The 24,097-nt window shown below is 67.5% G+C and carries 18 protein-coding genes; 6 read left to right on the top strand and 12 right to left on the bottom strand.

Going from position 1 to position 24,097, the window contains the following annotated elements; genetic code table 11:
- Window positions 1-4: 4 nt before the first annotated feature.
- On the top strand, window positions 5-2,677 hold the full coding sequence (locus ON20_RS34825; RefSeq protein WP_083865219.1) for a phosphoribosyltransferase: 2,673 nt from the start codon (window positions 5-7) through the stop codon (window positions 2,675-2,677).
- Window positions 2,677-3,531 (top strand): HAD family hydrolase, encoded by an 855-nt coding sequence (locus tag ON20_RS24960; protein WP_040839177.1) that lies wholly within the window; start codon window positions 2,677-2,679, stop codon window positions 3,529-3,531. The genes ON20_RS34825 and ON20_RS24960 overlap by 1 nt, the downstream gene beginning before the upstream one ends.
- Window positions 3,532-3,613: 82 nt before the next feature.
- On the opposite strand, the gene ON20_RS24955 is transcribed toward ON20_RS24960, so the two are convergent.
- The 3 genes from ON20_RS24955 to ON20_RS24945 are packed head-to-tail and all read right to left on the bottom strand — an operon-like array spanning window position 3,614 to window position 5,697.
- Entirely contained in the window at window positions 3,614-4,378 is a 765-nt protein-coding gene (locus ON20_RS24955) for an AIM24 family protein (RefSeq protein ID WP_040839175.1), read from the bottom strand.
- A complete protein-coding gene (locus ON20_RS24950) occupies window positions 4,375-5,070 on the bottom strand; it encodes an AIM24 family protein (RefSeq protein WP_040839173.1) in 696 nt (231 codons plus the stop codon). Before ON20_RS24950 ends, ON20_RS24955 begins: the two co-directional genes overlap by 4 nt.
- A gap of 3 nt (window positions 5,071-5,073) precedes the next feature.
- A complete protein-coding gene (locus ON20_RS24945; RefSeq protein WP_040839340.1) occupies window positions 5,074-5,697 on the bottom strand; it encodes an AIM24 family protein in 624 nt (207 codons plus the stop codon).
- A gap of 230 nt (window positions 5,698-5,927) precedes the next feature.
- Between ON20_RS24945 and ON20_RS24940 the strand changes: the two genes are divergently transcribed.
- Both ON20_RS24940 and ON20_RS24935 read left to right on the top strand, forming a co-directional pair.
- Window positions 5,928-7,286 carry a TerD family protein gene (locus ON20_RS24940; RefSeq protein ID WP_040839171.1) on the top strand — a complete coding sequence of 453 codons (1,359 nt, stop codon included), beginning with the start codon at window positions 5,928-5,930 and terminating at the stop codon, window positions 7,284-7,286.
- A gap of 18 nt (window positions 7,287-7,304) precedes the next feature.
- Window positions 7,305-8,942 carry a TerD family protein gene (locus tag ON20_RS24935; RefSeq protein ID WP_040839338.1) on the top strand — a complete coding sequence of 546 codons (1,638 nt, stop codon included), beginning with the start codon at window positions 7,305-7,307 and terminating at the stop codon, window positions 8,940-8,942.
- On the opposite strand, the gene ON20_RS24930 is transcribed toward ON20_RS24935, so the two are convergent.
- The 3 genes from ON20_RS24930 to ON20_RS24920 form a co-directional block, all read right to left on the bottom strand.
- Window positions 8,915-10,699, bottom strand: coding sequence for a glycosyltransferase family 87 protein (locus ON20_RS24930; RefSeq protein ID WP_174361936.1), 1,785 nt, complete (start codon window positions 10,697-10,699; stop codon window positions 8,915-8,917). The two genes, ON20_RS24935 and ON20_RS24930, sit on opposite strands and share 28 nt — an antisense overlap.
- Window positions 10,700-11,084: 385 nt before the next feature.
- Window positions 11,085-13,307, bottom strand: coding sequence for a transglycosylase domain-containing protein (locus tag ON20_RS24925; protein ID WP_438803437.1), 2,223 nt, complete (start codon window positions 13,305-13,307; stop codon window positions 11,085-11,087).
- A 763-nt stretch (window positions 13,308-14,070) separates the two neighbouring features.
- Window positions 14,071-14,466, bottom strand: coding sequence for a DUF5318 family protein (locus tag ON20_RS24920; protein ID WP_040839334.1), 396 nt, complete (start codon window positions 14,464-14,466; stop codon window positions 14,071-14,073).
- Between the two features lie 879 nt (window positions 14,467-15,345).
- Between ON20_RS24920 and ON20_RS24910 the strand changes: the two genes are divergently transcribed.
- Both ON20_RS24910 and ON20_RS24905 read left to right on the top strand, forming a co-directional pair.
- Window positions 15,346-15,906, top strand: coding sequence for a PadR family transcriptional regulator (locus tag ON20_RS24910; RefSeq protein ID WP_040839166.1), 561 nt, complete (start codon window positions 15,346-15,348; stop codon window positions 15,904-15,906).
- A complete protein-coding gene (locus ON20_RS24905; RefSeq protein WP_051163256.1) occupies window positions 15,899-17,014 on the top strand; it encodes an inositol-3-phosphate synthase in 1,116 nt (371 codons plus the stop codon). The genes ON20_RS24910 and ON20_RS24905 overlap by 8 nt, the downstream gene beginning before the upstream one ends.
- 143 nt (window positions 17,015-17,157) lie before the next feature.
- Here the strand turns inward: ON20_RS24905 and ON20_RS24900 are convergent, their stop codons facing one another.
- The 6 genes from ON20_RS24900 to ON20_RS24875 form a co-directional block, all read right to left on the bottom strand.
- The gene (locus ON20_RS24900; protein ID WP_040839164.1) at window positions 17,158-17,583 is read right to left on the bottom strand and encodes a GyrI-like domain-containing protein; all 426 of its coding nucleotides are present in this window, start codon (window positions 17,581-17,583) and stop codon (window positions 17,158-17,160) included.
- A gap of 25 nt (window positions 17,584-17,608) precedes the next feature.
- Complete coding sequence (locus ON20_RS24895) at window positions 17,609-18,067, bottom strand: effector binding domain-containing protein (RefSeq protein WP_040839330.1); 459 nt, start codon at window positions 18,065-18,067, stop codon at window positions 17,609-17,611.
- 208 nt (window positions 18,068-18,275) lie between these two features.
- Window positions 18,276-20,648, bottom strand: a complete 2,373-nt coding sequence (locus tag ON20_RS24890) for a transglycosylase domain-containing protein (protein ID WP_040839161.1) — start codon at window positions 20,646-20,648, stop codon at window positions 18,276-18,278.
- A gap of 109 nt (window positions 20,649-20,757) precedes the next feature.
- On the bottom strand, window positions 20,758-21,648 hold the full coding sequence (locus ON20_RS24885) for a carbohydrate ABC transporter permease (protein WP_245547466.1): 891 nt from the start codon (window positions 21,646-21,648) through the stop codon (window positions 20,758-20,760).
- Window positions 21,645-22,700, bottom strand: a complete 1,056-nt coding sequence (locus ON20_RS24880; RefSeq protein ID WP_245547465.1) for a carbohydrate ABC transporter permease — start codon at window positions 22,698-22,700, stop codon at window positions 21,645-21,647. The genes ON20_RS24885 and ON20_RS24880 overlap by 4 nt, the downstream gene beginning before the upstream one ends.
- A 44-nt stretch (window positions 22,701-22,744) precedes the next feature.
- Window positions 22,745-24,028, bottom strand: a complete 1,284-nt coding sequence (locus ON20_RS24875) for an ABC transporter substrate-binding protein (RefSeq protein ID WP_040839160.1) — start codon at window positions 24,026-24,028, stop codon at window positions 22,745-22,747.
- Window positions 24,029-24,097 lie beyond the last annotated feature (69 nt).

Raw genomic sequence — 24,097 nt, 5'->3', positions numbered from 1 at the left:
CGGGATGAGCGCGACGACCACGGGAGTGTCCGAGTTCTGGGCCACCCGCACGCTGGGCATCGAACTGCGACACGATCACTCGTACCGGCACGGCGCGACACCGGATGCCCTACCGGCGGAACCGACCGTTGTGGAACTGGTGCGGCCGGGTCTGCGCAAAAATCCGCGCCGGGCCCATCTGCTGGTGTCGACGGTGCTGGGTAAACATCTGCCGACCGACCCGCGGGTGGTGCTCGACGCGGGCAACCGACTCGGCGATCTGGTGCGCGGCGTACTCGGTGCCCGCCCCGCGGTGGTGCTGGGTTTCGCCGAAACCGCCACCGGCCTGGGGCACTGTGTGGCGGCCCGGATCGAAGCCTCCTGCTACCTGCATTCCACTCGACGCCGGGTGCCCGAAGTGGAGACGCTCGCCGGCTTCGAGGAGGGGCATTCACACGCCACCTCGCACCTGCTGCAACCCGTGCCCGCCGATATCTTCTCCGGTGCGTGGCCGCTGGTGCTGGTGGACGACGAGATATCGACCGGCGATACGGCGCTCGACGCGATCCGCGCGCTGCATTCGTTCGGCCCGCGAGCGCACTATGTCCTCGCGTCGCTGGTGGATATGCGGACCGAGGCGGACCGGGAGCGTTTCGCGGCCGCCGCGGCCGAACTGGGCGCCCGCATCGATACGGTGTGCCTGGCTTCCGGGCGGACATACCTGCCGGGCGATCTGCCGCGGACCGTGCAGGAGTTGCCCGAGGTCGAGCTCAATCCGATCGGCGCCCGGAAGGGCTCGTACCGACGAGTGGAGCTGCCCTGGCCGGCGGGGGTTCCCGAGGGCGGCAGGCACGGATTCCTGCGGTCGGATACGGATGGCTTCGACCGGGCGGTGGACGTGGCCGCGCGGGTTCTGCGTGACCGGCTGGCGGCCGACCACCCCGGCCGGCCGGTGATCGTCCTCGGCCACGAGGAACTCATGTATCTGCCGTTGCGGTTGGCGGTGTCGCTCGCCGAACACGATGTGCCGACCCGGTACCAGACCACCACTCGTTCCCCGGCGTACGTCCTGGACGAACCCGGGTATCCGCTGCGGCGCGGTTTCCGCTTCGTCGCGGCCGAATACGGCGAGGAACAGCCTCGTTACCTCTACAACGCGCGGTGGGCCCCCGTCCCCGGACGCGCGCATCACCACGGTGGTCCGGGCGAATCCCACCATGGTCTGCGTTCGGTGGGCCACGATGTTCGGCTGCCATGGGCCGCGAGCCCGGGAGAGGGTGTCGTACCGATCGCGGCGAACGGTATCGGCACGGCCGTGGCCGGCGATGCCGCTGCGGCCGACGGGGCGCCCGGCGCCGAGCCGGTGATGGTCGTCGTGGTCGACGCGCCCGCCGACACTCCGCGACTGGTCGCCGACGGCGGTCTGGTCGATGTGCTGACCGCCGCGGGGGCGGATGTGTTGGTCGCCGTGCTGCCGGGTGCCGATCCCCGTCGGTTGGTGGCAGCCCGAACCATCGCTTCGGCAGGACCGGCGAGCACCGATACTTCCGATATGGGCCGTGCCGGGGCCGCGGACCTGCCGTCCCCGCTGTACGGGCCCGAATTCGGCTCTTACGCAAGTGAGGACGTGGCCTGGCTGTTGCAGGATCTGTCCGAGGTGGATCTCGAGGCGGATACCGTGTACCGGGAGAAGCGGATTCAGGACGGTCTGGCGCATTACGCGGAGTCGCTGCCCATCGAATACCAGCCGGACGCCGCCTATCGGGCGTTGTTCGACCAGGTGCTCGCCGAGAGCGCGCAGCGGTTGGCGCTCGCCGTCGCGACTGTCTCGGAACTCGTTGTCGCCGAAAGAGGTTCCGAGATAGTGCTGGTGTCATTGGCGCGGGCGGGAACTCCGGTCGGAATCCTCATGCGCCGCTGGCTGGCCACCGGATACGGGGCCTCGGGTGCGCTCGACATTCCGCACTACGCGGTGTCGATCGTGCGGGATCGGGGTATCGACGCGGTGGCCCTGGACTACCTTGCCCGCCATCATGACCCGGCGTCGGTGGTGTTCGTGGACGGCTGGACCGGCAAAGGCGCCATCGCGAAAGAACTGTCCGAGGCACTGGATTCGTATCATGCCGCGGGTGGTGCCCGTTTCGACGACGATCTGGCCGTACTCGCGGACCCGGGGCATTGTGTGCGCACCTATGGCACCCGCGATGACTTCCTGATCGCCTCGGCCTGCCTCAACTCCACGGTCTCCGGTCTGGTTTCGCGCACGGTGCTGAACCGCGACCTCATCGGTCCCCGAGATTTCCACGGCGCGAAGTTCTATCGCCACCTGGCCTCCGACGATGTCTCGCGGCGGTTGATCGAGACCGTGTCGGCCGCTTTCGGCGAAATACGCGACCGGGTCGCCGACCAGGTCGCCGCCATCCGGTCGGGTGACCGCACGCCGACCTGGGCCGGTTGGGCGTCGGTGGAGCAGGTGCGGGTCGAATACGGTATCCAGAGCGTCAATTTCGTGAAGCCGGGCGTGGGCGAAACGACCCGTGTGCTGTTGCGCCGGGTGCCGTGGCGGGTGTTGGTCCGCGAACCGGATGCCCCCGAGCACGCGCATATCCGGTTGCTGGCGCAGGCGCGGGGGGTGCCGGTGGAGGTTGTTCCGGATCTGGCCTACTCGTGTATGGGATTGATCAAGGACATGCGGTGATGACACTTCTTCCTCCGCGCCTACTCGTCGCCACCGACCTGGACCGGACAATGATCTACTCCCGCAACGCCTTCGGTCCCGCCGCCGCGGCCGATACCGTATGCGTGGAACATCTGGGCGGTGAGCCGCTGTCCTATATGACGACGACCGCCGCGACGCGTCTGCGCGAACTCGCCCGCGCCGCGGCGGTTCTGCCCACCACCACGCGCACCGTCGAACAGTTCCTCCGTATCCGGCTGCCCGGACAGCCCTGGCGTTACGCCGTCACCAGCAACGGCGGCAATATCCTCGCCGACGGTGTACCGGACCTCGGGTGGCGCGCCGGTATCGATAGCGCTGTCCGCACGGGCGGGGCCACGCTCGCCGAGATCGGCGCGGAACTGCGTACACGTATCGACGAGCGCTGGGTGAACAAGTTCCGGGTCGCCGACGACCTGTTCTGCTATTTGGTCGTCATTCCGGATGCGGTACCGGTCGACTTCCTGGCCGAATGGGACGACTGGTGTCGGACCCGCGGCTGGTCGGCCTCCCGACAGGGCCGCAAGATCTACACGATGCCGCTGGCCGTGTGCAAGAGCCAAGCCGTGACGGAGGTCCGCGACCGGTTGATCGCCGCCGGCGCCCTGGACCCGACGGGCGACACCGTCGCGGCCGGTGACGGCGCCCTGGATGCCGAAATGCTCGCCGCCGCCGACCGGGCGATCCGTCCCCGGCACGGCGAGCTCGAAGAACTCGGCTGGACCGCTCCCGGTCTTTCGGTCACCACCGCCACCGGAATCCTGGCGGGTGCGGAGATAGTCGACTGGTTCATCGATTCGGCCGTCGCCGCACACGGCGAGCGCGCCGCGTCCTGAGCGCGGTCGCTCCGGTGTGCCGCGGTGCCCGGCCACCACGGCGCTCGCCGCGACCGAATACCGCCAGGCGAGGCGGTCGGAGTCAGTACTGCTGTTGACCGGCCAGTTGCTGCGCGATGACGCCCTGCAGACGTTGCAGACCGGGAACGGTTATCCCGCTCCGCAGCTGACCCTCGAGGGTGCGGACGACCGCCGCGTCGCTGAGCACCTTCTCGCTGGACTGGATGAGCACCGTGCCCGCGCCGGTGAAGTCGAACTGCCGTTCCTCACCGGAGCTCACGCCGAAGGCGGCGGCACCGGCGGCGAGGAAACCGTTGATCCAGTTCTGGTCGTAGTGGTGGCTGGGGGACGGGCAGTCCGCCCAGCCGACCAGGGATTCCGGGTCCACTCGCAACGGCGGTTCGGCGAAGATCACCGGACCGTTGGACGAGGCGAGGAACTTACCGGTGCCGATGAGGGTGAGGAAGCCGGGGACGATCGACTGCTTCAGCGCCAGCGCGGGTTCGAAAGCGAGCAGATTGGCGGCCCGTACGGTGAGGTTGCCCTCGTCGAGATCGTAGGAATTGATGTCGTAGCCGCGGTCACCGATGATCAGCTTGCCCTGCCCCTCGGCGACCATGTAGTCGCCGGTGTACAGCGGCGCCGAGAACTGGTGGGAGACCATATGCATCAGCGAGCCCTGCAGGCCGTGGGTGAGCGGCTGGAAGCGCATCTGCCCGTAGTAGGCGATCATGGCGCCCTTGCGCATGAACCAGGGGGTGCCGTTCAGATCGATGCAGAAGGCGTAGCTGTTGCCGGGAATGTTGTCGCTCTCGGCGAGCGTCATGGGGTTGAGGATCTGACTCACAATTTCTCCTCGGAGGCCTGCACGTAGACCACGCCCTGGCCGGTGCACTGCAATTGCATGGCTTCACCGGAGCCGCGGCCGACGGCGTCGCGCCAGCTCAGCGCCGATTTGAGTTCGGTCTGCACAGTGCCGCAAGAGGCGATATACGCCTGCGGGTCGACCACGATGGGGTTCGGCCCGCCCACCTGGAGTTCCAGGAAACCGCCGTGCGCGAGCAGGACCGCGCTGCCCTGCCCGGACAGTTGGGTGGTGAACATGCCCTGCCCGGTCAGTGCGCCCGACGCGGCGCCGCGCAGCGCACCCATCAGGCCGCCACCTCCCCCACCGCCGCCCGAACTCATCACGGAGACGACCGAGGCCTGCAGCGTGGCGGTATTGGCCAGCAACCGAGACGCCTCGACCTGCAGGACGGCGCCGGGCTGCAACCGCACCACGCGCACTTCCAGCCCGGCGAGTCCGTAGTGCACTTCGCCGTTGCCCTGGGCGAGCATGGTGCGCTGGTGTTCGCCCGCCATCATCCGGCCGGCCATCCGCACCAGTCCGCCCCCGCCCATACCGTGCGCGCCGGGAATCTCGTGCGGGGCGAAGGTGACACTGCCGGTGTAGAAGAGCATGGCGCCGCTGCGGGCGACCACACCGCCCGACATCCCGACATCGACCTTGACAACCTTGGAATTGACCTTCTCGAACATGACCTACCGTTCCGCCGGCTGGATCGATACGACGCCCTGACCGTCCCAGCGCAGCGAGAACGCCTCACCGGCATCGCCTCCCGTCACGGTGCGCCAGGAGATATCGGTGACGAACGACTGCTGGAGGTTGCCGCGCGCGGCGACGAACGCGTCCGGATCGACCACCAGCGGATACTGCGGGGAGACCTCCAGGTGGATCAACGGCCCACCCGCCGACAGCAGCGCCACCTGACCCTGCCCGCTCACCGTCGTGGTGAACAGGCCCTGCCCGGTGGAAGCGCCGCGCAGCCCGGCGAACCGGATATCGGTGCGCAGATTTCCCGCGAACGCCAGCAGTTGCTGTGATTCGACCTGCAGGGTCTCGTTGTTCAGGTTCACCACGCTGACGTACTGGCCGTTGACCGCGAGGAATACGCGGCCGTTGCCACCGCATTCCATCAGCGACAGCTTCTCGCCGGTGGCCCTGCGTTTGAGGCCGGCCATGACACCGTCGCCGCCACCGAAACCGGCGGCCTTGAACTGCACATTGCCCTCATAGGCGACCATGGAGCCGGATATCGCGCGGATACTGGTTCCCGCGAGATGGGCTTCGATCACCTTCTTCGACTGTTCGAACAGTTGCGCCATGGTAAAGAGTTCGCCTGTCCTGGACTCGCCGGCTTCGCCGGGCTCGGGCAGCCGTGTGCTGCACCCTTTGCCGGTCACCCTAGTGGACACGGCGGTCGCCGACCCGTCGAAGCTCGAGACCGCCTGCACTGGACAGGTGGCCAGTTTTATGCCGATCGGAGAAGGATTCGTGGTGAGGCGCGTGTCTCGTAGAGTGGCAGGGGTACGCACCGACAAGCGAAGGGTCCAACTTGTCCGCAACACTCGCCAAGGGCCAGAACGGTCCGCTGGCCACGAACGACGTGGTGGTCTCCATCCAGGTGGCGGCGCTTGCCGACCTATCCGCGCTTCTGGTCACCGAACAGGGCAAGGTTCGCTCCGACGCCGACTTCGTGTTCTACAACCAGCCGAACGGTCCCGGTGTGAACCTGCGGCCCTCGCCCGGCGGACAGCCCGCTTCGCTGGCGGTATCGCTGAACGCGGTTCCGGCCGATATAGCCCAGGTGCGTGCCGTCATCACCCTCGACGACGCCGGCAGTAGCTTCGGCCAGTTTCCGCCGCCCACGGCGTATGTGTCCGACCCGGCGGGCACCGTGCTGTACGAGTACCGGGTCGAGGGCCTGGACACCGAGTCGATCGTGATCGCGCTCGAGCTGTACCGCCGGCAGGGGGCGTGGAAGGTTCGCGCGGTCGGTCAGGGCTATGCCGGGGGGTTCGCCGCACTGGTCACCGACCACGGTGTCACCGTGGACGATTCGCCCTCCGCCCAGGCCGCGCCGACCCAGGCGGCGCCTGCTCCGCCGCAGGCGGTGCCGACGCAGACCGCGCCGGTTCCGCCGCCCCCGCCACCGGGTGGATACCCGCCGCCGACCTACTCCACTCAGCAGCAGTACCCGTCTGCTCCCTATCCCCAGCAGGGCGCGGGTCATCCGCCGCCGGGGCCCGGGGGACCGGGCTACCCGCCGCCGACCCAGCCGGTTCCGCCGCCCCCGCCGCATCAGCACGGCGGCGATATCAACCTGAGCAAGGACCGGCCGGTCAGCCTGCAGAAGGGTCAGCGGGTCAATCTGCGCAAAGAGGACGGCGGTGATCTGACCTTCGTCAAGATGGGTCTGGGCTGGGACCCGGTGCGTCAGCGCGGGATGTTCGGCAGCCGCACGGTCGATATCGACCTGGACGCGTCGGTGGTCATGTTCGCCGATATGAATCCGGCGGATGTCGCCTATTACGGCCAACTGAGCTCGAAGGACGGGTCGGTGCGGCATCAGGGTGACAACCTCACCGGGGAAGGCGAAGGCGACGACGAGGTGATCCTGGTGGACCTCACTCGCATACCCGCCCATATCAATGCCCTGATCTTCGTCGTGACCTCGTACAAGGGACACACCTTCGCGCAGGTGCAGAATGCCTTCTGCCGGTTGATCGATGGCGCCGGCAATTCCGAACTCGCCCGGTACACCCTCGCCGGTGGTATGCCGTTCACCGCCATGGCGATGGCGAAGGTTTTCCGGGCCGGGGCCGGCTGGAAGATGCAGGCGATCGGCGAGGGGTTCAATGCCAAACATCCCGGTGAGGCGATCCCGCAGCTGGGCCGATTCCTGATGGCCTGAGTGCGGCGGGGCGACGAGGTGAACCAGTTGCAGCCGGGGCAGAACATCCCGCTCACCGGCGGTGTTGTCGTTTTTCGTGCGGAAGCCGCGGTACCCCTGGTGGTTTCGGCGTTGGTAGTGGATGCCGACCTGCGGGTCGGCTCGGCCGCGGACGTGGTCTCGGCACAGCGGCCGGAGGTGCCGGGCGTGCGGTTGGCGATCGGGTCCGCGGAGGTAACGGTGGCACCCGCCGAGATCCGGGCCGAGGCGCAGGCGGTACTGCTGGTCGTCGGTTCGAGCGTGGGCACGAGTCTGGGCGCGGTGACCGCGGTGCTGTCCGAAGCCGAGCGGCGGTTCGCCGAATTCGCGATCGCTCCGATCGCCGGTGAGACGGCACTGATCTGCTTCGAGGTGTACCGCCGGGGTGGTGGCTGGAAACTGCGTGCCGTCGGGCAGGGGTACGCGGGCGGGCTTCCGGAGCTGTTGCGTACACACGGTGCGGAGTCGGCGATACCCGCCGTGGCCGGGCGCACAGCGGGGCCGCGGGCCGGTTCCGAAGTGCCGGCCGCGAGCCCGCCCGCCCCGATCTCCGGTGCCGCGGCGCAGCCGACAGATGCGTCACAGTCCGCGACCGTGACGCCCACGGCCGCGGGCGGTCCGACGCCCCCGGCTCCGCCGCTCGAGGTCGGGCACGGTCTGGAACGACTGTGGATGATCTTCGAGGACGCGGCCCGCTCCGCCGCCGCGCTCGAATCCGCCCGCTCCTACGCGGCCAAACGTCTCGACCAGGAGCTTTCGTCCGCGGTCTCGGATCCGGCGACCAGGAACACCCCCACCGCCGACGCCGCCCGCGCCGCGGCTCAGCGGCGCTACGACGAGCTCACCGCCACCGCGGAGAGCAGCCATCGGCGCGACAGCGCCCAGTTGCAGCGCGAGCTGGCCGAAGCCGATACGGTGCTGCCGCCGTCGCTGGCATCCTGGGAGTCCCCTGCCTGGGATCGACCTCCCGTCCCCGCCGACGGTATCCGCATCGGTGAACTGTACGCGGCGGAGCGGGGCACGCTGCGGATCCCCTACTGCGTTCCGGTACCGCTGAACCGGCCGCTGTGGATCGATACCGAATCGTCCGCCGCCGTCGCCCCGGTGGTCGGCGCGCTGCTGGCACGCTTGCTGGCGGCGCTGCCGCAACACCGGACGGTTGTCGACCTCATCGACCTCACCGGCGCCTTCAGCGGGTTCACCGGATGGCTGGCGCCGGTACTGGGCAGCCCCCCGGTCACCGACTACACCGATATCTCACCCCGGCTGCAGGCGTTGGTGGACAGCGCCGAACTCGCGGAGATGGCGTACCACAGTGGTGCCGGCGCGCCGCTGTCGGAACACCGGATCCTGGTGGCCGCGGATTTCCCGCACGGCTATCAACCACTGGACGCACAGCGGCTGGGAATGTTGATGGTCCGGGGCGGACTGATCGGGCTGTCCACGGTGATCGTCGGTACCAACGAATCCGACTCGAGCGACAGCACGATCGCGGCGCTTTCGCGATCCTGTCGGCATGTGCCCACGGCCGCGGGGACCCCGCTGTTCGACCCGTGGACCGATAATGCCTGGCAGTTGGACCTGGACCTGCTGCCGCAGGAGCCGGAACGTCAGGTCGGGTTCCTGCGCGTCCGGTAGCCGTCGCCGTTACGCGTGGCGTCCGCTCGGTCGTTCCCGTCGGGCGCCGCGCGCATACCGATCCAGTGCGTATCGAGGGAGACCCGGGGACGCAGCGGTTCCGGCAGCCAGGGCAGCAGTGGATCGGGCATGCGATCGACGATGCCGCCGGACGGATCGTCGGCGCAGTCGTTGCGCACCAGATCCGTTTCCGGACGGTAGATCTGGCGGATGACGAGGACACACAGTCCGGCCACCGCGAGATCGCGCAGGAACACGGTGCCGGTGAACCACTGCTCGGGCAGCCCCTTACGGTCTGTGCCCAGGTAGTAGAACATGCGCGGTACCCAAACCAGGGCGTCGATCGTCATCCAGGCCAGCAACGCCCGTCGATGCGGCAGCGCCAGTACCGCCAGCGGTACCAGCCACAGCGAATATTGTGGGCTCCACACCTTGTTCGTCAGCAGGAATGCCGCGACCACCAGGAAGCACAGCTGTGCCAGGCGGGGCCGTCGCGGCGCGGTGAGACCGATATAGGCGATCGATACACACGCGGTGAGAAACAGCAGCAGCGAGACGGTATTGAGGATGGTCGGTGTTTCCCCGTACCGGAGCGGGCCGTCGAAACCGGTCCAGTCCGTGAACGAGGCGATCACGTTGTAGAGGGAGTCCGGGTCCGCGTGCCGGGTGGTGTTGAGCCGGAAGAATTCCCGCCAGCCATTCGGATACAACAGCGCGATCGGCAGATTCACCGCTGCCCAGGTCCCCGCCGCCGCGCCCACGGTGAGTCCGGCGGCGCCGAGCGGCCGGGCGCCGAGCAGCCGTATCCGGTGCGGGGTTTCCCGAAGCCAGGCGCGCGCGGTGTCGAAGCCGTCGATATCCCCGATCCGGGTTCCGGCGTATGCGCTGGGGGTGCGGTGCATGGGATCGGCGCGCAGGCACAGCACCAGGATCGGGCCGAGCAGCAGCAGCGGATACAGTTTGGCCGCCCCGCCCAGACCCAACAGCACACCGGCCACCATCGGCCGCCGGCGGGCCCAGGCGAGCAGGCCCAGCGCCGCACAGGCCGTGGCCAGGGCATCGAAATTGGTGAAACCGTGCACGATCACCAGCGGTGAACACGCCACCAGCGCGGCGTCCCACACCCGCCGACCGGACAGCAGCGCCGACGCCCAGACAGTGACCAGCCAGGCGACGGCCAGACCCACGGCGACCACATTGAAATAGACGACCACCTGCAGGGCCCCGGGCAGCGGCCCCGCGTCCCAGCTCTTGGCGATGAGCATCGCGACGTACTGGTACAGACCCGACAGCACCGGATACTCCATGTACCGGACTTCGATACCGCCGTCGGGGGTTTCCTCCACCCACGACTTCTTGTACGGGAAGGCGCCCTCGTTCAGCCGCTCCGCGCCGTACAGCGGCACGGTGTCCGAATAGCACATGGCGGTGTACTGGCGGCCGTTGCTCCAATCGAGGGTGAGCAGACCGTCGTCGGTGGTGGTCTGCTGGATACAGCCGGCCTTGGTGGCCCAGCCCAGAGCGAGGAACACCACGGTGAAGGCCAACAACACCCGTATCGGTGTCCAGAACCCGGCGCGCCCGACCAGTGCGTGATCACCCACCGGACCGCCGATCACCGTGCACAGCTGCGCCGCCAGCGGATCATTGCGGCTCGGTTTGTCCCGGGTGTCCACCGACCGCAGATCGGGAGCGAGCGGGCCGGGTGAGGTGTATCGGGCGGATCCGGCCTGCCGCAGCGGTCCATCGGTGGGAATCGGTCCGCCGGTCGGCCCGCCCACCGGTCGCTGCTCACTCACGGCACTCGAGAGTACCTGTTCCGGACGCGTGTCCGGGATCGAGGCGGGCTACCGACTCGATCCCGGACATCCGGCACCCGGGTACCGAGCGACGAAGCCGGTGCGGTGTGTTTCGAGTGCTTCGCTCACGAGCCGGTGTTGGTCTCGACATGGTCGGTCGGCCGGTATGGCCACCACTTCATCACAGCGGGGTTGAATCGTGTCCATCCGATTATCGGTTGTTGCCGCTGTTGTCTGCGGCGCGCTGACAGGGCTCGCCGGCAACGCGTCCGCAGCGGGCCGGTTTTACACGTTCGACCGAGGCCGAAACCGTGCGCAGGTTTCGGCCTCGGTCTGTTCCGGATCAACGGCTGTATGTCGGCCGGCCGTTGTCGCTGCCCTGGTCGTTCCCGTACCCGCTGTTGCCACTATCGTCCTCGGACTCGGACGAGTTCGCCCCGGGTCGCTGCGCGGTCGTGGGCGCCGAGCCGTCCGCGGGTGCCACCGGCTGGCCGGGCAACGGCCCCGGGTCCTGCTGTTGCTGCTGTTGGTGCTGCTGTTGGCTGCGCGGATTGGGCTGCACGCCCGGCACGGGGATGGTGATACCGGGCAGGATCTCGATCTGGCTCGGTTCGATCACCACCGGCGGTTCGAACGGCGCCGGGGCGACCGTCGACGGCGGACTGTACGGGGCGGTCCACTTGGGCACACCCGCCTGTCCCTTGATGGGCGCCGGTTTGGGGAAGTTCTCATTGGGCGTGCCCTCGAGGGCGCCGTCCATGGTGGCCTTCCAGATATCCGACGGCAGGCTGGAGCCGTAGATCATCGCGCCGGAGTAGTTGCGCAGTGGTGAGTTGTCCGTGGTGCCCACCCAGACCGCGGTGGACAGCGACGGCGTGTACCCGACCATCCACGCGTCCTTGTTCTCGCCGGTATCACCCAGCTGCGCGGTACCGGTCTTGGAGGCGGATTTGCGTCCGCCGGCCAGACCATGGTTGCGGGAGTGGCCCGCGATCGGTTCCATGGCGGCGGTGACATTGTCGGCGACCGTGGCCGAGACCCGGCGTTCGCCGGCCGGTTCGCCACGATCGAGCAGCACCTGGCCGTCGGCGGTCACCACCTTCGACACGAAATACGGTTTGTGGTAGATGCCGGAGGCGGCCAGCGTGGCGTATGCCGAGGCCATGTCCAGCGGCCGCGCCTGATACTGGCCGAGCACGATACCGTTGTTCGGCCCGGAGCCGTCCGGTTCGGTGAGCGTTTTGCCCACCCCCGGGATCTCCTCCGGAATACCCAGTTTGTGCCCCATATCGGCGATCTTCTGCGGGCCGTTCTCCATATCCAGCTGCATGCGGTAGAAGCTGGTGTTCAGCGACCGCTTGAGCGCCTCGGCGATGGTGCACATACCGCAGGACTCGCCCTCGACATTGGTGATCTCGATACCGTTCACCGTGACCGGCGAGCTGTCGTACATCTGGGACAGCGGAATCCCCATATCGAGATTCTGCGCCAGGCCGATCACCTTGAACGACGATCCGGTCTGCAGACCGGCATTGGCGAAGTCGTAGCCGTAGCCCTCCTCGCCGCCGTAGTAGGCGCGTACCGCTCCCGTACGCGGATCAACCGATACCACCGCGGTCCGCAGTTTCTCCGGTTCGCCCTCCAGGTTCTCGTGTACGGCGGCGAGGGCGGCCTGCTGTGCCTTCGCGTCGATCGTGGTGGTGATCTGCAATCCGGCGGTGTTCAGCTGCTGTTCGCTGATCCCGGCCTCGGACAGTTCCCGCAGTACCTGCGATTTGACATGCCCTTCCGGGCCGGAGCTCGATGTCTGCTCACCCGCCGTCGCCGCCGGCACCACCTGCGGATACTGCAGGTTCTGCCGTTCGGTCTTGGATAGGTTGCCCCCGGCGACCATACCGTCGAGCACATAGTTCCATCGCGTCTTCGCGCCCTCCGGGTTCTGCTCCGGGTCCAGCATCGACGGCAGCTGGATGGTGGCCGCGAGCACCGCGCCCTGTGCCACGTCCAATTCCTGTACCGGCTTACCGAAGTACGCCTTGGCGGCGGCGTCGATACCGTACGCGCCCCGGCCGAAGTAGATGGTGTTGAGGTAGGCGGCGAGAATCTCGTCCTTGCTCCACTGGCGGGCCATCTTCGCCGAGATCACCAGCTCGTGCAGCTTACGGGTCAGCGAGTGCTCATCGCCCACCAGCGCGTTCTTGACGTACTGCTGGGTGATGGTCGAGCCACCACCCGCGCTTTCCCGGCCGAGCAGGTTGTCCCGGGCCGCCCGCGCGAAACCGGATATCGAGAATCCCGGATTGCTGTAGAAGTCGCGGTCCTCGGCCGCGATCACGGCATTGCGCACATGCGGCGGGATCTGGTCGATCGACACCTCGGTGCGGTTGCCCTGGGGGGGGACCACCTTGGTGAGCACCGACTCGCCGTCGGCCGCGTAGATCGTCGCGACCTGATTGGTTTCGAGGTCACCGGGCTGGGGTACCGACACCGTGGAGTACGCGAGCAGGAAGAGCGCACTCGGCACCACGATCGCCAGCGCCACCAGGACGTAGGCGACCCGCCGCACGATCTTCCACGGCGATTTCTTCCGACCCGAAGATCCCCGGCCGGAACCGCCGGGTCCACCCGGTCGGTTCGGGCCACCGGGCCCGCCGGGACCGCGACCCCCCGGAGCGCCGGGGGAACCGGAGCGGACCGGCGCACCGCGTTCTCCGGGACGTCCGGGCCGGTCCACCACCGGACGCGGCCCGGTGGCACCCGGCCTGCGCTCCCCGGGGTGCAGGGTCCGGCGTTCGCCGGTATTGGGGCCGGGACGCCCCGGCCGATCCGTCGCCGGCCGGGGTCCGGTCGCGCCCACTCTGCCCTGCGGCATCGATTCCGGGCGGGAGAGTTTCTGTGTGCCCTGCTCACCCGGCCTGGGCATCTGCCGGCCGCCCGGCGGGCGCCCGGGCGGCGGGCCCATCCGCTGTGTCGGCGGGGTCTGTGGATTGCCGCCGGTCGGGGGGCCCGGTCGCGGGCCGCCGGGGCCGGGACGGGGGCCGTTCGGGCCCGGTCGTGGACCGCCGGGTCCCGGCGGACGTCCTCCCATGCCCTGACGAGGAGCACCCATCTCCGGTCGCGGTCCCCCCCGGTTCGGCGCCGGCCGCTGAGGTTCCCGACCGGGTTGTGAACTGCGCTGCGGGCGGCCACCGTGCGGGTTATCGCCGGAGGGGGTCTCGTAGGGCGGATTCACTGCCAGGTTCTCCAAAGCTCGTATCGGTCAGGATGGCCGGTCTTTCCGTACCCGCCGCGGGTGTACCCGTCCCCCGACGGGTGGAAGGCGGGATGGGTCATTCCGCGGCGGTACGCCTATTCACGCGGGGACCGGGACGCCGCCGCGTGGGGGTTTTCCCCAGTACATAGGACTGCACCAGATGATTCCAGCTGCAGGTCCGGCATACCTCGACGACATGCACCGTGAACTCTTCGCGGGTCTCGGCCAGCCGCGCCAGCTCCTCGGGACTGCGTGCCGAACCCGCGATCGGTCCCAGGCCGTCGCCGTAGACCCAGGATACGAGCGTCAACTGTTCTTTCCGGCAGATGGGACATGTGACCTCACTCCCCCGGCCGTGGAACTTCGCCGCACGCAGCAGATAGGGGTTGGCGTCGCATACCTCGGCGACATCGACACGGCCCGCATAGACGTCAGCCAGCAGCGACCGGCGCCGGAGCGCGTAGTCGACCACTTGCCGCTGAATTAGCACGCCCCCCAGAGTAGCTGTGTCCAATTCGGCTCGCCCGGGCCCGGCGTCGGGAGCAGATGTGCCGCACAGTGGTGGGTCCGGTCCGGTAGATGGTTTTCGCGGGCCGTGGTCCCCCGACGTGCGGCGGAAGCCCTTGTGCTCGGGGTCACACCGCGTCGAGAAATGGCGCATGTGCGACAAGAGGCCTATCGGATGGGTGAATGCGCTGGTCAGGCTATGAGGTTAGATCAACCTGGGATGGAAAAGCCCCCGCGGCAGTAGGATTCGGATGTGCCGTCTCCGGCTCGAGGCCGGTTGCGTGCGCGTGGTATCGACCAAACGGGCACTTCCGCCGCGTTGGATACCGCCTGTGCGGAGGAGCGGCCAGTAGCCGGCGAGTACCGCGACCGGCCGGTGCGCGCCCGGTCGGCGAGGACGCCGGGCGAGCCGACCGACGACCTCCAGGATGTGCCCGAGCGGGTCCCCTCGCCGCCGATACCGTCACGGTCCACCCGGACTTCGCCGTTTCCAGCGCATCGATCCGGTCACGAGGCCGCCGATCCTCTACCGCTATGCCGAAGGGGAATTCGAACAGATGCCCGGCAAGGCGATGAGCCGGGCCGACGGGCGTCCGGTCGATCTGGGCGCCTTCGGTCCGAGCGTATCGGCACGCCTGTTGGCCGGTGCCCCGGAGAGTGCGCGAGTGCCGGGCGGCGCCGTGGTATCGCATGAACCGTCCGCCCGACCTGCGGTGATGCCGTAACACGCTGAGGGTGACCCGGATCGAACCCGGGAAGCGCTGTGCACGGTTATATCGCTCCGATATAGTGGATAATCGCATCCATTGGTTAGGTCTGCACAGAAGTCAGGGGGTGAAGCCCGATGCTCGAACTGGCAATCCTCGGGCTGCTCCTGGAAGCGCCCATGCACGGTTACGAGCTGCGCAAGCGGCTGACGGGCCTGCTGGGGGCGTTTCGGGCCTTTTCCTACGGATCGCTGTATCCGACCCTGCGGCGTATGCAGGCGGACGGGCTGATCGCGGAGGAGGTGCCCGAGGGCGCGGCCACGACACGGCGCGCTCGACGGGTCTACACGTTGACCCAGACCGGGCGGGAGCGGTTCAACGAACTCCTGGCCGACACCGGACCGCAGAACTACACCGATGACGGCTTCGGCGTCCATCTCGCCTTTTTCGGCCGCACTCCCGCGGAAGCGCGGATGCGGATTCTGGAAGGCAGGCGGCGCCAGGTCGAGGAGCGCCGAGAGGGGCTGCGGGAGGCGATCAAGAAGGCCAGCGGCTCGTTGGATCGCTACACCCGTCAGCTCCATCAACTCGGACTCGAATCAAGCGAGCGCGAAGTGCGCTGGCTCAACGAGTTGATTGCGGCGGAGCAATCGACGAAGGCGACACCACAGAAAGAGGGAAATATCGGCCATGAGTAGTGGATCGGACACAGCCGGCGTCAAGAAGGCTGATAACAACACTCGGGTTCGCGTCGCCATCGTGGGTGTGGGGAACTGTGCCTCCTCGCTGGTCCAGGGTGTGCAGTACTACCGGGACGCGGACGACACCGCGACGGTCCCCGGACTCATGCACGTGCGGTTCGGCCCCTACCACGTCCGTGATGTGGAGTTCGTGGCCGCGTTCGACGTGGACGCCAAGAAGGTCGGTTTCGACCTGTCGGAGGCGATCTTCGCCAGTGAGAACAACACCATCAAGATCTCCGACGTGCCACCGCTCGACGTCGTGGTGCAGCGCGGTCCGACCCTCGACGGCATCGGCAAGTACTACGCCGAGACCATCGAACTCGCCGATGTCGAGCCCGTCGATGTGGTCCGGGCGCTCCGGGACGCCGAGGTCGATGTACTGGTCTCCTATCTGCCGGTCGGTTCGGAAGAGGCGGACAAGTTCTACGCCCAGTGCGCCATCGACGCAGGTGTCGCGTTCGTGAACGCGCTGCCGGTATTCATCGCCTCCGATCCGGAATGGGCCGAGAAGTTCCGCGCGGCCGGCGTGCCGATCGTCGGCGACGACATCAAGAGCCAGGTCGGTGCGACCATCACCCACCGCGTGATGGCCAAGCTGTTCGAGGACCGCGGTGTGCAGCTGGACCGCACCATGCAGCTGAACGTCGGCGGCAATATGGACTTCAAGAACATGCTCGAGCGGGAGCGGCTGGAGTCGAAGAAGATCTCCAAGACCCAGGCGGTCACCAGCAACCTCAAGAAGGAGCTGGGCGCCAATGACGTGCATATCGGCCCGTCCGACCATGTCGGCTGGCTCGACGACCGCAAGTGGGCCTATGTCCGGCTCGAAGGCCGTGCCTTCGGCGATGTGCCGTTGAACCTGGAATACAAGCTCGAGGTGTGGGACTCGCCGAACTCCGCGGGCATCATCATCGACGCGGTGCGCGCGGCCAAGATCGCCAAGGACCGTGGCATCGGCGGACCGGTCATCCCGGCCTCGGCCTACCTGATGAAGTCGCCGCCGCAGCAGCTGCCCGACGATGTGGCCCGTACCCGGTTGGAAGCCTTCATCGTCGAGGGATGAGGCCGTTCGATCCGAACGATGACCTTCGGCGAGCGGGAGGCTCGGCCCACGGTGTGAAAGGCCGGTCGATACCGTCGACCGGCCTTTCACATGCGGCTGTGCCGTTGTCGGACCGCCCGCTCACCGCGGACCCGGCGTGCGTCTCAGTCCAGGGAGACGTACACCTCGACCGAGGTCGGGCCGGTATAGCGTTCGAGTTCGGCGGTATGAGAACGGGTGATGGTTCCCGCGCTCTCCGCCCTACGAACCTGCGCCCATGCCGTACGCAGCAGATCGTAGGGCTTGTCGGTGACGACGAACTTGGCGTAGCGGCCGCCGGGAACGCGGGTCAGCACATCGCCGGAGTCCATCTCGTCGATCGAGCCGATCCGGTAGCCGAGCACGGCCACCGCGTGGTCGTCCTGTCCGATATAGGCGGCGACCCGGGGGGTGTTCTTCTCCCGGGCCAGGTAGCGGTCCCAGGTGAAGTTGACCAGGTCCAGGTCGCGGGCGGTCACCTCACGGCCGGCCAGCGGGACGGTCAGCCCGGCGATCAGACATTCGTCCAATGTGACGATCTCGAAGTCCACGGTTGTTCCTACCTGTTGCCTTGTTCTACCCGGTCACCGGTTCGTCGGCCAATGCCACGAAGACCTCCACCGTGCGCGCGTCGGGATAACGCTCGTAGTCGCCGGTATAGGCGCGCGCCAGGGTGCCGGCGGCTTCGGCATCCCAGATCGCCCGCCAGACCGTGACGATGACATCGCCCAGATTGTCGCCGCTGAGGGTGAACCGGGCGAAACGGCCCCCGGATATCCGGGCCAGCACATCGCCGGGCAGCAGATCGTCGATACTGCGGCAGCGATAGCCCACGATATGGGTCAGATAGGAGTTGATCTCCGGCGCATGGTCGACGAACGCGCTGGCCGGCGGCCCCGGTAAGGAGCGGGTCAGATTGCGTTTCCACGCCTGCTCCACCTTGGCGCGGCGTGGTCCTTCCACAGCGAGTGCCGGGCTGCGCAACACCATGCCCGCCACCAGCGTTTCCGGGCGTTCAACGACATTGAAATCCACCGGCATAGCCCCTATGTCTCGTCATTTGTCGTCGCTCGAGCGCTATCCTTCCGCATATCCACCCCGATACCGGCGTCGGCCCGGTGTCGTGTCGGCGTCCATCCCGCGAAGCGGGTCTGCTCGGCCGGCGCGTGGATCGCTCTTGCTTCGACCAACGAACTCTTGCTCTGGCCAACGATGCTGCCATGCCATCCGTTCCCCGGGGAGGTCACGGCACCGGAACGTTCAGCCCGGGAAAGATTTCGATCTGCTGCTGCGGCGGCGGTGGGGGAGCCGAGATACCCGGCGGCAGTGGTATGGGGCCGGGCTCCGGTTCTGGTTCGAATGTCGGGGCCGGCTGCTGTTCGCTCGATTCCGGGACGGGCGGGATCACGATGAACGGCTCCTGCGGCGGCGGTGGCGGAACCTGCGGCGGGTTGAGGATGTCGTACGGGTTGCCACCGCCGGACTGCCGCGGTTTCGGCTGCGGAGGGGCTGCGGGGACGACCGGTGTGGGTGTCGGTGCCGCTGTCGACGGTTCGAGTGGAGTGCCGAGCAACGCACCGTCCATGGTCTGTTTCCAGATATCGGCCGGCAGGCCGGAGCCGTAGATACGGCCGCCGCTCGCGGTGTGGATCGGCTGCGAGTTCTCGCTGCCGACCCACACCGCGGTGGACAGGGCGGGGGTGAAGCCGACCATCCAGGCGTCCTTGTTCTGTCCGGTATCGCCCAGCTGGGTGGTGCCGGTTTTCGCGGAGGCAGGGCGATCGGCCAGGGTGTGCCCGTTGGAGTAGGCCGGGATCGGCAGCATGGCCTGCGCGGTCCGGTCGGCGATTTCGCGGGGTATGCGCTGTTCGCCGCGCGGCAGCGGGGCGCCGACCGGTTTCGCCGGGTCGCGGTCCAGCAGCACCGTGCCGTCGCCGGCCACCACTCGCTGGACGAAATACGGTCGGTGATACATCCCGTGCGCGGCGATCGTCCCATAGGCCGAGGCCATATCCATCGGCCGCACCAGGTAGGTGCCGAGCACGATCGCCGGCACGGGCGCCCCGCCGTTCTCACTCAGCGTCTTCCCCGGCACACCGGGGATCTCCTGCGGGATACCGGCCTGGTGGGCGGCATCGGCAATGGCCTGCGGTCCATTGGACATGGCCAGGGTGAGCCGGTAGAAGCTGGTGTTGAGCGAGCGTTTGAACGCCTCCGACAGCGGACACACGCCGCAGGACTCGTCCTCGACGTTGTGCACCACCGTCCCGTTGACCTCCACCGGGGCGCTGTCGAAGGCACGCGAGAGCGGGATTCCCTGTTGTAGTGCCGCGATGACGGCGAACGTCTTGAACGCCGAACCGGTCTGCACCGGCGCCTGGGCGAAATCGAAGCCGATCCCGTCGGCGCCACCGTAGTAGGCGCGCACCGCCCCGGATCGCGGATCGACGGCCACCACCGCGGTCCGCAGATGCGGCGGTTGACCCTCCAGCCGGTCGCGGGCGGCGTCCACGGCGGCCCGCTGCGCCCGGGGGTCGATGGTGGTGGTGATCTGCAACGCTCCCGTGTTCAGGGTCTGTTCGGAAATCCCCGCCGCGAGCAGTTCACCCAGTACCTGGGCGCGGATCAGACCCTCCGGGCCGTGGATATTCGCATCGGGCGGGGCGGGTATCGGGACGATGGGCGGGAACACCATGGCCTTGCGGTCCGCCGGTTTCAGGGTGCCCATGGTGACCATACCGTCGAGTACGTAGTTCCAGCGCTGCTGCAGTCCCAGCAGATGGTTCTGCGGGTCCAGGGTCGACGGTGAGCGGATCAGCGCGGCGAGTACCGCACCCTCCGGCACGGTCAGCTGGGAAGCCGGTTTACCGAAGTACGCCATGGCGGCGGCCGCGATTCCGTAGGCGCCGCGGCCGAAGTAGATGGTGTTGAGGTAGGCGGTGAGGATCTCGTCTTTGCTCCACTGCCTTGCCATCTTGGCCGAGATGATGAGCTCACGGAGTTTTCGGGCGACGGTGCGTTCCGGCCCGAGGAAGACGTTCTTGACGTACTGCTGGGTGATGGTGGACCCGCCCCCCGCACCGGCCCTGCCGAGCAGATTGTCCCGGACGGCTCGGACCATGCCCGAGGTCGAATAGCCGGGATTGGTGTAGAAATTGCGATCCTCGGCCGACAGTACCGCGTCCCGGACCGGAACCGGGACATCCGACAGCGGAACGGGGGTGCGGTTGCCGTCGGGCGGGACGAACCTGGCGAGCACCGTGGTGCCGTCGGAGGCGGTGACGGTGGCGATCTGGTTGGTGCGCATTTCGTGCGGTTCGGGTATCTCCGCGCCCCAATAGAACAGTGTGACCAACAGTGCCGGCAGCCCGACCAGGATGACGAACAGCGCCAGCAGTAGATGGCGGATGCGCTGCCGCCGGGTACGCGGAGGCCGCGGACCGCGCTCCGGGCGCGGCGGCCGCGGACGCCGCGGAATGCGGGGTTTCAGGTCCATCGGTGCGTAGCCGTAGCCGCCGGCCGACGGGTAGGGCTGGTTCCATCCGGCGAGCGAGGCATAGGGAGCTTCGTCCGATCTTCGATGCTTGCGCCGGAAACGGAACGAGCTCACGATCATCTCCTCTCGGAGCGTCGGAAAAACTCACATCGTCACAGAAGCAAGGCCGCGCAACCTACCGATACCACTCGAACCACACGGTTCACATTTGTCCCAGCATAACGAGTTGTCAGCTCTTGACGCCGCCCGCGGTGAGCCCGGAAATGATTCTGCGTTGGAACAGCAACACCATGACCACCAGCGGCACGGTCACCAGCGTGCCCGCCGCCATAATCGCCGTATAGGGCTGGACCAGCGGGTTGTTGCCGGAGAACCGGGCGATCGCGACCGTCACCGGCTCGGTGGCGCCACCGGAGAGCAGCCGCGCCAGCAGGTACTCGTTGACCGCGGCGATGAACGCCAGGATGGCGGTGGTGAACACCGCGGGCGCCGCCAGCGGCAGCATCACCAGCCGGAACGCCTGCAGTTTGGTGGCGCCGTCGATTCGGGCGGCCTCCTCCAGCTCCCAGGGCAGTTCGGCGAAGAAGGACGCCAGAACGTAGACGGTCAACGGCAGTACGAACGAGATGTTCGGGATGATCAGCGCCTGGTATTCGCCGATCCAGCCGATATCGGTGAACAGCTGGAACAACGGGGTCACCAGCACCACCACCGGGAACATCGACGCGCTCAGGATCAGCCCGGAGACCACATACTTTCCGCGGAAGGTGAGCCGCGCCAGCGCATAGGCCGCCATCACCCCGATCACCAGCGCGATCACGGTGGTCGTCGTGCCGATGATCACACTGTTGAGCAGAGCCCGCCCGAAATTGTTTCCGCGACTGGTATCGAATACATCCCGGAAGTTCTCCAAGGTGAGATGTGTCGGCCACGGGGTGTTGACGAAGGTGTAGTCGGGGTCGCGGAAGGCGGTCACCGCCATCCAGTAGAACGGCCCGAGCCCCCAGACGAGCACGATCAACGCGCCCAGGTAGATACGCACCGAGCCGAGCCTGCGGCGCCACGGGGTGCGGGCGCGGGCCGGAGTGCCGGTCTGCTGCGTCGTCGTGGCCGCCATCATGCCTTCCGCTGTTCTTCCTGCGTCCGCACCGCGTTCGCACCCAGAATCTTCACCAGGACGAAGGCCGCCGCGAAGATCACCAGGAAGGTGATCGTCGACAGCGCGGACGCGCTGTAGGGGCCCTGTCGGGTCTGCTCGACCACCAGCACCGACAATGTCCGGGTGGCCGGGTTACTACCCGTCATGATGGCGGGCAGGTCGTACATGCGCAGGGCGTCCATGGTGCGGAACAGCACCGCGACCAGCAACGCCGGTTTCAGCAGCGGCAGAGTGATCCGGGTGAACCGCTGCCAGGCCGAGGCGCCGTCCACCCGGGCCGCCTCATAGACGTCGTTCGGGATGATCTGGAGTCCGGCCAGCAGCAGCAGTGCCATGAACGGAGCGGTCTTCCAGACGTCGGCCGTGATCACCGCGATCCGGGCGGGCCATTCGTCGGTGGTCCACAGGATGCCGGTGCCGAGTACCTGGTTGACCACGCCGTCGTACTGGAACATGAATTCCCACAGCCGTGCGGTCACCGCTGTCGGAATGGCCCACGGGATGAGTACCGCGGCACGCAGCAGCGCCCGGCCGGCGAAGGTTTTACCCATCACCATGGCCATCCCGAGACCGATGAGGACTTCCAGCGAGACCGTCACCACGGTGAAGAACAGTGTGACACCGGTGGCCGCCCAGAACTGGGAGCCCAGATTGCCGGTGGGGCAGGAGGTGGCGCCGCCGGTGATCACCCGGCACTGGGCGAACAGCCAGTGGGCGTAGTTGTAGAAGGTGAAGGTGGGGTCCTCGACGAACAGCCCGGTCATATCGTCGAGCCGGTCGTCGGGGTGCAACGACATCCACACCGCCCGTATCACCGGGTAGCCGATCACCACGGCCAGTGCTATCAGCACCGGGGAGACGAACAGCCAGGCCTTACCGGACTTCTGCAATTCGACGCGCAGCCTGTCACCGATTCCCTTACCGGGCTGCGCGGTGTCCCGAGGCTCTGTGGCGCTCTCGGGCATTTCTGTGCGGATCGGCGCCTGTTCGGCCGTTCCGGAAGGATCCGACACCGTTTCTCTCTCCTACGGGCTCGCCGGGTCCGGCTGAACAATCGCTACGATCCGGCTGTCTCGATACCTTTCTGCATGCCGATAATCGCGTCGTCCACGGACTTCGTTCCGTTCAGGGCAGCATAAGCGTTGTCCTGGATGGCTTTGGACACCGCCGGGTAGAAGGGGGTGACGGGGCGCGGCACCGCGCTCGCGATCGAATCCCGCAGCGCGGTGAGGTACGGCATCTTGGCGATCAGCGCCGGATCATCGTACACAGAGGCACGAACCGGCAGCAGTGCGCCCGAGGCGATGATGTGCTGGGCTTCCTCACTGATCAAGAAGTTCAGGAAATCCAGTGCGGTGGCCTTGTTCTGGGAGAACGCGCTGATCGCGGCGTTGTAGCCGCCGAGGGTGGACGCGCCGATCCCGGTGTCACCGGGCAGCGGGGCCACCCCGAACCTGTCCCGCACCGCCGACGATTCGGAGGCGGCGTCCCCGTAGGTGGACGGCCAACTCCGCAGGAACATGAGCTTGCCCGAGGTGAAGGCGGACCCGCTTTCGGGTTCCTTGAACGTGATGGCTTCCCGCGGGATGACGCCGGTGCGGTAGGCGCTTACCAGCTGCTCCAGGCCGGCGCGGGATTGGGGGCTGTTGACGGTGGGGGTTTTGCCGTCGGAGCCGACGAAGGTGCCGCCGAAGGCGTTGATCACCTCGGCGGTATTCACCGTCAGCCCTTCGTAGGGCGCGAACTGGCCCGCGTAACAGCCGATACCGCTGCGCTGGGCGAGCGGACAGTGCGACAGCATCTCGCCCCAGGTGCGCGGGGCGTTCGGGACCAGATCCTTGCGGTAGAACAGCAGGCCGCCGTTGGTGTTGCGCGGTGCCGCGTAGAGAGTGTTGTTGTAGGTGGCGCTGGCGACCGTCGGTGACAGCAGCGGAGAGGTGTCGATGGCGAAATCGCCCTCGAGCGGCTGGATCCATCCCTTCGCCGCGAATTCGGCGGTCCACGGTACATCCAGGGCGACCACGTCGTAGTCGGCGGATTTCGAACGCATGTGCTCGACCAGATCGTCGTACTGGGCGGACGCGTCGTTGGACTGTTCCTTGTAGGTCACCTGCTCGTTCGGGTGGGTGGCGTTCCAGCGTTCGATGAGCTGTTTCACCGCGCCCGTCTTGGTGGTGTCCTTGCCCTCGACGTAGGTGATGGGGCCGCGGCCGGTCAGGTTCTCACCGGTCGGCTCGGTGCTGGTGTTCGTGCCGCATGCGCCGACGAAGGTGGCGGTCAGCAGCGCGGCCGCAACCGGTGCGAGCGCGGCGCGGAGAGACGGCACCTTCTTCAAAACCATCGCGGAACTCCATGGTCGACACGTGAGCGGCGGCACACCGGGGTCGGTGCACAAGGCAAGATACCTGCT

It is taken from the genome of Nocardia brevicatena NBRC 12119 (assembly GCF_000308495.1).
In the GTDB taxonomy this organism is placed as follows: domain Bacteria; phylum Actinomycetota; class Actinomycetes; order Mycobacteriales; family Mycobacteriaceae; genus Nocardia; species Nocardia brevicatena.
This window is presented reverse-complemented; position numbering and strand designations above follow the sequence as displayed.